At 68.5% G+C, this 11,866-nt stretch carries 7 protein-coding genes and 2 tRNA genes; 3 read left to right on the top strand and 6 right to left on the bottom strand.

Annotation, left to right across the window (positions count from 1 at the left end; translation table 11 throughout):
- The 3 genes from B551_RS04605 to B551_RS04595 form a co-directional block, all read right to left on the bottom strand.
- On the bottom strand, positions 1–4,053 hold a 4,053-nt coding region (locus B551_RS04605; protein WP_023263571.1), incomplete at its 3' end, for an NAD-glutamate dehydrogenase.
- A gap of 253 nt (positions 4,054–4,306) precedes the next feature.
- Positions 4,307–5,299 (bottom strand): tripartite tricarboxylate transporter substrate binding protein BugE, encoded by a 993-nt coding sequence (locus B551_RS04600; protein WP_023263570.1) that lies wholly within the window; start codon positions 5,297–5,299, stop codon positions 4,307–4,309.
- Between the two features lie 236 nt (positions 5,300–5,535).
- A tRNA-Lys gene (locus tag B551_RS04595) sits at positions 5,536–5,611 on the bottom strand.
- A 156-nt stretch (positions 5,612–5,767) separates the two neighbouring features.
- Here B551_RS04595 and B551_RS04590 point away from each other — a divergent pair.
- Positions 5,768–6,679, top strand: a complete 912-nt coding sequence (locus B551_RS04590; RefSeq protein WP_023263569.1) for a LysR family transcriptional regulator — start codon at positions 5,768–5,770, stop codon at positions 6,677–6,679.
- A 173-nt stretch (positions 6,680–6,852) separates the two neighbouring features.
- Entirely contained in the window at positions 6,853–8,232 is a 1,380-nt protein-coding gene (locus B551_RS04585; protein ID WP_023263568.1) for an 8-oxoguanine deaminase, read from the top strand.
- A gap of 102 nt (positions 8,233–8,334) precedes the next feature.
- On the opposite strand, the gene B551_RS04580 is transcribed toward B551_RS04585, so the two are convergent.
- Positions 8,335–8,410 (bottom strand) — tRNA-Lys (locus B551_RS04580).
- Positions 8,411–8,623: 213 nt separating this feature from the next.
- Between B551_RS04580 and B551_RS04575 the strand changes: the two genes are divergently transcribed.
- Positions 8,624–8,887 (top strand): DUF1488 domain-containing protein, encoded by a 264-nt coding sequence (locus B551_RS04575; protein ID WP_006579010.1) that lies wholly within the window; start codon positions 8,624–8,626, stop codon positions 8,885–8,887.
- Positions 8,888–8,978: 91 nt separating this feature from the next.
- On the opposite strand, the gene B551_RS04570 is transcribed toward B551_RS04575, so the two are convergent.
- Positions 8,979–10,721, bottom strand: coding sequence for a SulP family inorganic anion transporter (locus B551_RS04570; RefSeq protein ID WP_083492513.1), 1,743 nt, complete (start codon positions 10,719–10,721; stop codon positions 8,979–8,981).
- A 336-nt stretch (positions 10,722–11,057) separates the two neighbouring features.
- Positions 11,058–11,855 carry an exodeoxyribonuclease III gene (gene xth / locus B551_RS04565; protein WP_043437385.1) on the bottom strand — a complete coding sequence of 266 codons (798 nt, stop codon included), beginning with the start codon at positions 11,853–11,855 and terminating at the stop codon, positions 11,058–11,060.
- Between the last annotated feature and the right edge of the window lie 11 nt (positions 11,856–11,866).

The raw sequence follows: 11,866 nt of genomic DNA, 5'->3' as shown, positions 1-11,866 counted from the left end.
CGGGCCGACGCGATTGACCAGCGTGTTGGTCAGATAGGTGGCAAGGATCTCGCGCCGCAGCGGGTGCCGCTGCATCGTGTCGGCGTAACGCGCGCGCAGCGGCTGCGGAAAGTAGTCGGCCAGCAGGCCGGCCACCGTCGCGTCCTCCGGCACGTCGGAGGCGAGCAGCGCGTCGTACAGCCACATCTTGCTGTATGCGAGCAGCACCGCGCGCTCGGGCGAGGTCAGTCCCAGCCCGGCGGCCTTGCGTTCGACGATCTCGTCGTCGGGCGGCAGGAATTCGAGCGCGCGATTGAGCCGTCCCGCGCGTTCGAGCGCGCGCATCAGCCGCGCCTCGACATCGAGCAACTCGGCCGCGCGCCGGTTGGCGATCGACAGCGCCTGGGTCTGGTAGTAGTTGTCCTGCAGCACCAGCGCGGCCACTTCGTCGGTCATCTCGGCCAGGAGCTTGTTGCGCTGCTTGTCGGTCATCTCGCCGTCGGCGACCACCAGCCCGAGCAGGATCTTGATGTTGACCTCGTGGTCGGAGCAATCGACGCCGGCCGAGTTGTCGATCGCGTCGGTATGGATGCGGCCGCCGGCGCGCGCGTATTCGATGCGGCCGAGCTGCGTGAAGCCGAGGTTGCCGCCTTCGCCGACCACCTTGCAGCGCAGCGCCGCGCCATTGACGCGCACCGCGTCGTTGGCGCGGTCGCCGACCTGCTGGTGGGTCTCGTCGGTGGCCTTGACGTAGGTACCGATGCCGCCGTTGTACAGCAGGTCGACCGGCGCGGTCAGGATCGCCTGGATCAGCTCGGCGGGCGTCAGCGCCGTGGCTTCGATGCCGAGCGCCGCGCGCACCTGCGGCGTCAGCGCAATGGTCTTGGCGCTGCGCGGATGGACGCCGCCGCCGGCCGAGATCCTGGCCACATCGTAGTCGGCCCAGCTCGAGCGCGGCAGCGCGAACAGCCGGCGCCGTTCTTCGAGGCTGGCGGCCGGATCCGGGTCCGGGTCCAGGAAGATATGGCGGTGATCGAACGCGGCCAGCAGCCGGATATGGGGCGACAGCAACATGCCGTTGCCGAATACGTCGCCGGACATGTCGCCGATGCCGACGACGGTGAAGTCGGTCGACTGGATGTCGGTGCCGAGCTCGCGGAAATGCCGCTTGACCGATTCCCAGGCGCCGCGCGCGGTGATCGCCATTTTCTTGTGGTCGTAGCCGACCGAACCGCCCGAGGCGAAGGCGTCGCCGAGCCAGAAGCCGTATTCGCCGGAGATCGCGTTCGCATAGTCGGAGAAGCTGGCGGTGCCCTTGTCGGCAGCGACCACCAGATAGGGATCGTCGTCATCGTGGCGCACCACCTGCGGCGGCGGCACCACGGCACCGCCGGCGAGGTTGTCGGTGACGTCGAGCAGCCCGCGCAGGAAGGTCTGATAGCAGGCCACCCCTTCGGCCATCCACGCATCGCGGTCGGTGGGCGAGGGCGGCCGCTTGACGACGAAGCCGCCCTTGGAGCCGACCGGCACGATCACGGTGTTCTTGACCATCTGCGCCTTCATCAGTCCCAGTACCTCGGTGCGGAAGTCCTCCCGGCGATCGGACCAGCGCAAGCCGCCGCGCGCGACGCGGCCGCCGCGCAGATGCACGCCCTCGACGCGCGGCGAGTAGACCCAGATCTCGAACATTGGCCGCGGCTCGGGCAGGCCGGCGATGCGGGCCGGATCGAGCTTGAACGACAGGCAGGGGCGCGGCGTGCCGTCCGCGCTCTGGCGGAAGCAGTTGGTGCGCGTGGTGGCCTCGATCACGCCGAGGAACTGGCGCAGGATGCGGTCCTCGTCGAGATTGGGCACCTGGTCCAGCGCGGCGCCGATCGCCTCGAGCAGCTGCGCGCAGCGCGCCTCGCGCGCCGGGGCCGAGCCCGGGTCGATCGCCGGATCGAAGCGCGCGGCGAACAGCGCCACCAGCAGCGCCGCGATGCGCGGATTGCCGGTCAGCGCGCGCTCGATATAGGCGTCGCTGAAGGTCGAGCCGACCTGCCGCAGATACTTGGCGTAGGCGCGCAGGATCGTCACGTCCCGCGCCGGCATCTCGGCCAGCAGCACCAGCCGGTTCAGGTCGTCGTTCTCGATCGCGCCATCCCAGGCGCGGGCGAAGGCGTCCTCGAACAGGTCCTTGGCGCGCGCCATGTCGAGCTCGGCGCCGCCGACCAGTTCGAGGCCGAAGTCATGGACCCACAGCGGCGCGCCCTCGTCGGGCTCGATCCGGTAGGGACGTTCCTCGTGCACGCGCACGCCCAGATGCTCGAGCATCGGCAGGCTGTGCGACAGCGCGATCGGCTCGCCCGCACGGTAGACCTTGAAGCGGAACGCGCCCGGCGGCGCCTCGATCGGCCGGTACAGGTTCATCGACAGGCCGCTGCGCCGGCGCGCCTGCTCCATCAGTTCGATATCGCGGACGGCGGTGCGCGCGGGATAGTCCTCGCGATAGCCGGCCGGAAAGGAGTCGCCGTAACGGCGCAGCAGCCGGTTGCCCTGTTCCTCGCCGGCCTTGTCGAGCAGCGCCACCGAAAGGTCGTCCTGCCAGCGGCGCGTCGCCGCGACGATCCGTTCCTCCAGCGCGCGCGTATCGACCTCGGGCATGGTGCCTGGCTCGCCCCGCACGGTCAGGTGGATCCGGGCCAGCGGCGATTCGGACAGCTGCGGCGTGAACTCGCAGCTGGTGCCGCCGAACGCCTGCATCAGCAGCTTCTGGATGCGCTGGCGCAGGTCGGTGTTGTACTTGTCGCGCGGCACGAACACCAGGCAGGAGACGAAGCGGTCGAAACGGTCGCGCCGCACGAACAGCCGGATGCGCTGATGTTCCTGCAGCCGCAGGATGCCCAGCGCGATGTCGAACAGCTCGTCCTCGCTGGCCTGGAACAGTTCGTCGCGCGGGTACTGCTCGAGGATCGTGACCAGCGACTTGTACAGATGGCCGCGCTGCAGGAAGCCGGCGCGCGCCAGGATATGGGCGCACTTGCGGCGCACCAGCGGAATCTCGCTGGTCGACACCATATAGGTCGTCGAGGTGTAGAGCCCGAGAAAGCGCCGCTCGCCGAACAGCTTGCCGTCTGCGTCGACCAGCTTGATGCCGATGTAGTCGAGATAGCCTGGCCGGTGCACGGTCGAGCGCGAATTGGCCTTGGTCAAAAAGATCGGCGATTCGCCCTGGATGATTGCGGTCGCGGCAGGAGGCAGCGGCGTCAGCTCTTCGGCGGTAGGCGCGCGCCGGCTCTCGCGCAGGATGCCGGCGCCGGAGCCCGCCACGCCGCGCAGGAAGAATCGTCCGTCCTGCTCGACCAGCTGGTAGTCGCGATGGCCGAGGAAGCAGAAGTGGTCGTCGACCATCCACTGCAGCAGCGCGCAGGCTTCGGCCGTGTCGCCCTCGTTGCCGCCGGGCAGCCGCTGCAGGTCGGCGATGCTGGCGCGCGCGATGTCCAGCATCTTGGGCCAGTCCTCGACCGCGGCGCGCACATCGCCGAGGATGCGGGTGATGCCGGCCCGCAGGCCTTCCAGTTGCGCCGGTTCGCTGCAGCGATCGACCTCGAAGTGGATGAACGATTCGAGCCGCGATTCGGGGTCGGGCGCCTTGTCGCCGCCCAGCGCGATGCGCGCGATGCCGCCGTCCGGTCCGCGCCACACGCGGAACACCGGATGGAAGGCCGAATGCAGCGTCAGCCCATGCCGGTTGATCTCCATCGTCACCGAGTCGACCAGGAACGGCATGTCGTCGTTGACCATCTCGATCACGGTGTGGTCCGAATGCCAGCCGTGCTGTTCGAGATTGGGGTTGTAGACGCGGATCTGGGCGCTGCCCGGCACGAAGCGCTGCGCGGTCTGCCAGTGCGCCATCGCGGCGCCGTACAGATCGGCGATATCGCGCTCGGCCAGGTCCTCGGCATCGGACACGTCGTAGTAGTGCCGCAGCATCGGCTCGGCGATCGCGAAGGTCGTCTCGGGCAGGCGGGCCCGCGCGAACTCCACCAGATCGGCCAGTCGTTGTTCGACGCGTTCTTCGCTGTCCGCTTGCATGATCTCTCCTCGGGGGAAGCCGCCGCCCGTCGTTTCGGTGCAATGCGCCGCGCCCAGTCGCAGGGCGAAGCGAGTGCCGGTGCCTGCTCTTAATGTAGAGCAAAAACACGGCGGTGGCGGGGAAGCGGAGAGCGGGGGAAGGAAGGAGGGCGCGGGAAGATCGAATCGCGCGGGCGGACCGCCGCCGACTGGGGCGGTCCGCCGATACGTCCAGCTACGTCCGGGTATGCCCGGGTGCTGGAAAGTCCCGGAATTACTCGAGCGTGATCTTCTGCTCCTGCGCAATCTTCTTGCGCAGTTCCAGTTCGCGCTTGATCTGCGCGGCGAACTGCTGCGGCGTGTTGCCGTCCGGGTAGGCGCCGCTCTCGGTCAGCCGGCGCTTGGCGGCCGGGTCCTGCAGGGCCTTGACCGCGGCTTCGTGCAGGCGCGCGACGATCGCGGGCGGCGTGCCGGCCGGCGCGACCAGCCCGTACCAGGCCATATTGTTGTTGTCCTTCATGCCTTCTTCGGCGAAGGTCGGCACATCGGGCAGGCCCTCGACGCGCTTGGGCGCCGCCACCGCCAGCGCGCGCAGCTTGCCGGCCTGGATATGCGGCATCGACGACGGCAGGTTGTCGAACTGGCCGCTGACCTGGCCGGCCAGCGTGTCGTTCAGCGCCGGGCCCGAGCCGCGGTACGGCACGTGAACCATGTCGGTCTTGGTGGTCAGCTTGAACAGCTCGCCGTCCAGATGGGAGATGCTGCCCTTGCCGGCCGACGCGTAGCTGTACTTGCCGGGCTCGGCGCGCAGCAGCGCGATGAACTCCTTCAGGTTCTTGGCCGGGACCTTCGGATTGACCGTCAGCACGTTCGGCACGTTGACCAGATTGGTGATCGGCGCGAAGTCCTTCAGCGGATCGTACGGGTTCTTCGGGTTGGTGGCGGGGTTGGTCGCCATCGTGCTGACCGTGGCGATGCCGATCGTATAGCCGTCGGGCGCGGACTTGGCCAGCGCGTCGGCGCCGATCGCGCCGCCGCCGCCGCCACGGTTCTCCACCACCACGACCTGGCCCAGCGCGCGGCCCAGTGCATCGGACACGGCGCGGGCGACGATATCGGTCGTGCCGCCGGCGGCGAACGGAACGATCAGCCGCACCGGCTTGTTGGGATAGTTGCCCTGGGCATGCGCGGCGCCATGGGTCAGGCCGAATGCGGCCAGGCAGGCTGCCACGCTGGCGGTCAATGCGGATTTCAAGAATGCCTCCATCTGTTGCGTTGGCCGGCGCGCCGCGCAAAGGCGGGGCGCCGGTCGGGTTCGGGCATGGTTCCGTATTGCGGAACTTGGTTTCGTAATATGCCCGGACCGGCATTCAACCCGGAAAGGCGTGGCGGGGATATCCGTAACAACCCGTAACAGGGCGCGTACCCGGATGGCCGACGAAAGGAAGGAGGCAAACAAAAAGGCCGGGCTGCGATGCAGTCCGGCCTTTCGAGGAATTTCGCTGGTGGGGCGTGAGTGACTCGAACACTCGACCTACGGATTAAGAGTCCGCTGCTCTACCAACTGAGCTAACGCCCCAACGAAGTCCGCTATTCTAGCGTGGACCTTGCGGGTTTGCAAGCACCGAAGCGATGCCGGCGGCGCCTGGCGGGGCCGGCAACGCGCACGCGGCTACAATGCCCCGCTGTCCGCGCGGCCCGCCGCCGCGCCGCCGTTCTCCGGAGACCTGGTCCGATGCATGCCCGCGTGTTGCGCTATCTCGATGAAGTGGTCCGCCGCGGTTCCATCCGCAAGGCGGCCGAAGCGCTGCACGTCGCGCCGACCGCGATCAACCGGCAGATTCTCGATCTGGAGGCGGAGCTGGGCGCGCCGCTGTTCGAGCGGATCCAGCGCCGGCTGAGGCTGACGCCGCTGGGCGAGATGGTGCTGGCCCACGTGCGGCGGACGTTGCGCGAGCATGACGCGCTGCGCGAGCGGATCGCGGCGTACAACGCAGGACAGCAGGGCATCGTCACGGTGGCGACTACCGCCGGGCTGGCCGGCTCGCTGCTGCCTACGCTGATTCACGATTTCCGCCGCCGCCATCCCGGCATCGTGGTGCGCGTGCTCGACCTGCCGGTGGCCGAGATCGTTGCCGCGCTGGCCGAGGGCGACGCCGACCTGGGGCTGGGCTACGACCTGGCGCCGACCCCGGCGTTCGCGACGCTCGCCGCGGGCGAATGGCCGATCGGCGCGGTGGTCGCGCCCGGGCACCCGCTGGCCGAGCAGTCGTCGGCGCTGCTCGCCGAGTGCGTCGGCTATCCGCTGATCCTGCCGGTCGCGTCGATGTCGATCCGCGGCCTGCTCGACGACGCCTTCGTCCGTGCGGCGATTCCGGTGCCGCCGGCGGTCGAGGCCGGTTCCACCGTACTGATGCGCCGGCTCGTGATGCTGGGTAGCGGCATCGCGCTGCTCAATCCGCTCGACGCGATCGACGAACTGGAGGCCGGCACGCTGCTGTTCGTGCCGCTGCGCGATCCGGCCTTGCCGCTGCAACGGCTCACGCTGTTCGCGCGGGCACGGGGCACGCTCGATTCGGCGGCGGCATTGATGGCCGAGCGGATCGGGGGCGCGCTGAAGGCGTTGTCGGGCGACGCCCGGCGCTAGCGAGGCCCTCGGTCGCCGATAGCCTCCCTTCGCATTAGCCTCCCTTCGCATTGGCGGGATCGCACCGGTGTGCACGCAATGTGCACACCGTAGGCGCAAATCGGCGCTATCGCGCCCCGGCCGCTCGCCGTAGACTGGCGCCCGCTGTCCGACCCGCCAAGGAGACCCCCGCTATGACGCTGATCCTGACCCATGCCGACGTTCTGGTGACGATGGACGCGAACCGCCGCGAGATTGCCGACGGCGCGCTGGTCGCCGACGGGCCGGCAATCCAGTGGGTCGGCGCGACCGCCGATCTGCCGGCCGTCTGGCGCGCACGCATCGACGATGGCAGCGCACAGGTACTCGACATGCGCGGCCATGTGGTGCTGCCCGGCCTGGTCAACACGCACCACCACATGTACCAGAGCCTGACGCGCGCGGTGCCCGCCGCGCAGGATGCCGAACTGTTCGGCTGGCTCGGCGAGCTGTATATGCTGTGGGCCAACCTGACGCCGCCGATGATTGCCGCGTCGACCCGCACCGCGATGGCCGAGCTGATGCTGTCGGGCTGCACGACCACCAGCGACCATCTCTATCTGTATCCGAATGGTTCGCTGCTGGACGACGCGATCGAGGCGGCGGCACAGATGGGCATGCGCTTCCATGCGGCGCGCGGTTCGATGAGCGTGGGACGCAGCAAGGGCGGGCTGCCTCCGGATGCGGTGGTCGAGCAGGAGGAGGCGATCCTGCGCGACAGCCAGCGGCTGATCGAGCAGTACCACGATGCGTCGCGCCACGCGATGCTGCGCGTGGTGCTGGCCCCGTGCTCGCCGTTCTCGGTATCGCGCGAACTGATGCGCGAGTCGGCGGCGATGGCGCGTCACTATGGCGTGTCGCTGCATACCCATCTGGCCGAGAACGACAACGACGTCGCCTATTCGCTGGAGCGCTTCGGCATGACGCCGGCGCAGTACGCCGAGGACCTGGGCTGGGTCGGACACGATGTCTGGCACGCGCACTGCGTCAAGCTCGACGCGGACGGCATCGCGCTGTTCGCGCGCACCGGTACCGGCATTGCGCACTGTCCCTGCTCGAACATGCGGCTGGCTTCGGGCATTGCGCCGGTGCGCGCGATGCGCGACGCCGGCGTGCCGGTCGGGCTCGGCGTCGACGGCAGCGCATCGAACGACGGCGCGCACATGCTGGGCGAGGCGCGGCAGGCCATGCTGCTGCAACGGGTGGGCTATGGACCGGCGGCGATGGGCGCGCGCGAGGCGCTGGAGATCGCCACGCTGGGCGGCGCCAGGGTGCTGAACCGCGACGATATCGGCGCGCTGGCGCCGGGCATGTCGGCCGACTTCGTCGCCTTCGACATGTCGGCGGTCGGCTATGCCGGCGCCGGGCACGAACCGGTTGCCGCGCTGGTGTTCTGCACGCCGGGAACCGTATCGACCAGCGTGATCAACGGCAGGGTGGTGGTGCGCGACGGTGTGCTGCTGAGCGCCGATCTGCCGACGGTGCTGACCGAGCATCGGCGCATGGCGCGGGAATTGGCGGCGGCGCGGCGCTGAACGCCGGCGCTGGCCGCGGCGACGACATGGCTCCCGCGATTCGCGCCCCAAAACAAAAAGGCCGGCGCTGCGAAGCAGCCCGGCCTTTTCTACAATATTCGCTGGTGGGGCGTGAGTGACTCGAACACTCGACCTACGGATTAAGAGTCCGCTGCTCTACCAACTGAGCTAACGCCCCAACGAAGTCCGAGATTCTAGCATCATTTGAAAAGTTGTCAAATGCTGGCACGGAAACTCCCTTCGTTCCCCGTGACGAAATTTGCGCGCGCCGACGGAACTCGGCATGGCGGCGGCAGTCTCGCAGATGACCGATTGCCGCAAAGGACTTTTCTGCGACGTCGGCGGGACCCATGTTAGGATGCCCACTCACTTGCAATGGAGGGCTGTACCGATGGAGATCAAATTCCAGGAGCAAGATCGTTATGACATCAATAACGAAGGCTTGCTGTTTCACGCCATTGTCGACGGCCAGAAGGTGACCTGCGTGGTCACGCGCGAGGCATTGTGGGAAGGCTTCAGCGCCGATCAGGTGCTGTCCCTCGAAGAAGCATTCCGCGCCGGTCGCGATACCATCGAACGCGCCGCAGTCGTGTTGATCGAACAGGGCGTGCCGCAGCCCATCGTGGTCAAGCGCGCGCACGTGGCGCCCGTCTGAGCAGGGGCGCCCGCACCGGGCCGCTACGGTCCGGGCAACAGGGCGCGCTGCGGCTGGACCCAGTCTGGCGCCGGTTTCATGCCGGCGTTTTTCATTTCCGCTTCACCGCTTCCACGGCTTCCATCGCATCCACCGCTTCCACCGCGCCACCCGCGGGATCATGCGGACATTCCTCGAACACCCGCACCGTACAGGTCGCGCAAATGCGCGGGTCCAGCGTCGGCACGATGCTGTGCAGGGCGTGCCGCTTGGTGGCAAAGATATGGTCCTCGCCGAGCTTGGCGATAAAGCCGGTCTGCGCCCAGGTCTGCAGCACCTGCGAGCGCGGGCGATGGAAATAGAGATCGCCGCCCAGCGCGCGGCGCTCGGCCAGTTCCGCCTCCCACATTTCCGCGCCGGCCAGGTCGATGAAGTTCATGCTCTTGGTCATCGCCAGCAGCCGGGTCTGCGTCGGCATCTGCGCGCGCGCCTCGTGCAGCCGGTCGGTCACGTACTGCACCGCGCCGAAGAAGATCGCGCCCTCCATCCGGATCAGTTTCAGCTGCGGGCATTCGGGCTGCGGGCGGCGCAGTTCGTCCAGCGGCGTGAAGCGGCGGTCGGGATCGTCGGCGTCGGGCACCAGCGTGCGCACGGCGGGCCGCGAGGTGCGGTACAGATAGGCGACCAGCGACAGCACGGTGCCGAGCAGCACCGCCATTTCCAGCCGGATTACCAGCGTGGCGGCGAAGGTGCCGAGCGCGATCGCGAACTCGGTGCGCGAGAGCCGCGCGATGCGGCGCAGGCGGGCGAAATCGAACAGGCCCCAGGCCACCAGTAGCAGCATCGCGGCGATCGCCGCCAGCGGAATCTGCGCCAGCAGCGGCGCGCTGACCGCGACCAGCGCGACCAGCAGCAGGGCGGAGAACACGCTGGCCAGCGGCGTCTGCGCCCCGGCCTCGAAATTCGGCATCGAGCGGTTCAACGAGCCGCAGGAGATATAGGCCGAGAAGAAGCCGCCGGCGATATTGGACAGCCCCTGGCCGATGAATTCGCGATTGGCGTCGATGTGCTGGCCCGAGCGCAGCGCGACGGCCTTGGCGATCGAGATCGATTGGCCGAGCGCGACGATGGTCAGCGCCGACGCGATGCCGAGCAGATCGGACAGCCGGTCCCACGGAATATCCGGAATGCGGAAGGGCGGCACCGCGGCGGGAATCGGACCGACCACGTCGACATGGTGGGCGCCGCCCCAGCCGCTGCGATTCAGCAGCCAGGCGCACAGGAAGCCGGCCAGCAGCCCCAGCAGCATGAACGGCAGCCGGCGGGAGACACGCTTGACCGCCAGCGTGACGGCCAGCGTCACCGCGCCGACCGCCGCCGCGCTCCAGTTGATCGTGGCGGCCTGCTCGAACAGGTGACGCACGACGCCGAACGCGCTGGTACCGGTCGGCACCTGCAGTCCGAACAGATCCTTCAGCGCGTATAGCGCGATCAACGACGCCGCGCCGCAGGTAAAACCCAGCAGCACCGACGGCGAGATGAAGTTGGCCAGCGAGCCGAGCCGCAGCGTGCCGACCGCGAACTGCAGCACGCCAACCAGGATCGTGACGACGAGCGCCAGATTGATGTACTCGGGACTGCCGGCGAAGGCGATCGGGCTCAGCATCGCGAACAACGCCAGCGAATTGGCGTTGGTGGGGCCCGACATCACGTGCCAGCTCGAGCCGAACAGCGCGGCGACGATGCAGGGCACCACCGCCGCGTAGATGCCGTATTGCGGTGGCAGCCCGGCCAGCGTGGCGAAGGCCACGCCCTGCGGCAGCACCAGCACCGCGCCGAGCAGGCCTGCCAGCATGTCGGCGCGCAGCGTCGCTGCGCTGACGCGATGGCGCCAGGCCGGCAGCAGCCGTTGCCAGCCGCGGGCGGGGCGGTTCGCCGCCGGCGCGGTCACCGGGTGGTCGCGGGAACGATGTCCCGCGGCAGGTCATGGGCGCCGGCGCTGATCGTCAGGCAGGCGGGAGCAAAGGCGAAGGAAGGGAACGGTTGCACGGCTTGCATGGCGGGCGGGAGGGGCTGCGCACCGGCTCGTGGGCCGGTGCGTCGGTGGTGTCTCTGCCCCGCATGATAAGCGATGCCGCCGCCATTCGAAAAACTTCGCCCGGGGCGGGCGATGTGCCGGAAGCGCTGAGGCTCAGCCCAGCCGCATCGTCGCGACGACCGGCGTATGGTCCGACGGCTGTTCCCATTTGCGCGGCGTGCGGTCGATCGTGCAGTCGGTGCAGCGCTCGCGCAGCGCCGGCGACAGCAGGATATGGTCGATGCGCAGGCCGGCATTGCGGCGGAATGCCAGCATCCGGTAGTCCCACCACGAGAAGCTCTTTTCCGGCTGCTCGAACAGCCGGAAGGCATCGGCGAAGCCCAGTTCGAGCAGCGTCTGGAAGGCGGCGCGCTCCGGCGGCGAGACCAGGTTCTGGCCTTCCCACTTGGCCGGGTCGTGCACGTCGCGATCCTCGGGCGCGATATTGAAGTCGCCCAGCAGCGCGAGCTTTGGATAGCGCTGCAGTTCCTCGCGCAGCCACGCGGTCAGCGCCTCGAGCCAGCGCAGCTTGTAGGCGAACTTGTCGCTGTCGGGCGCCTGCCCGTTGGGGAAGTACGCGCAGACCAGGCGCACGTCGCCATAGGTGCCGGCGACCACGCGCTGCTGCTCGTCCTCGAAGCCCGGGATATTGCGCACCACGTCGGCGGCGGGCGGCATCGTCGTGTTGCGCGCCAGGATCGCCACGCCGTTATAGGTCTTCTGGCCGACGAAGATGCTGTGGAATCCGGCACTCTCCAGTTCCGCCAGCGGGTACTTGTCCTCGGGCAGCTTCAGTTCCTGCAGGCACAGCGCGTCGATCGGCGTATCGGCGTTCTCCTGCGCGATCAGCCAGTCGAGCACCTGCGGCAGCCGGATCTTCAGCGAGTTGACATTCCACGAGGCGATCCGCAGCGTGGACGGTG

The sequence above is a fragment of the Cupriavidus sp. HPC(L) genome (genome assembly GCF_000307735.3).
GTDB lineage: Bacteria > Pseudomonadota > Gammaproteobacteria > Burkholderiales > Burkholderiaceae > Cupriavidus.
This window is presented reverse-complemented; position numbering and strand designations above follow the sequence as displayed.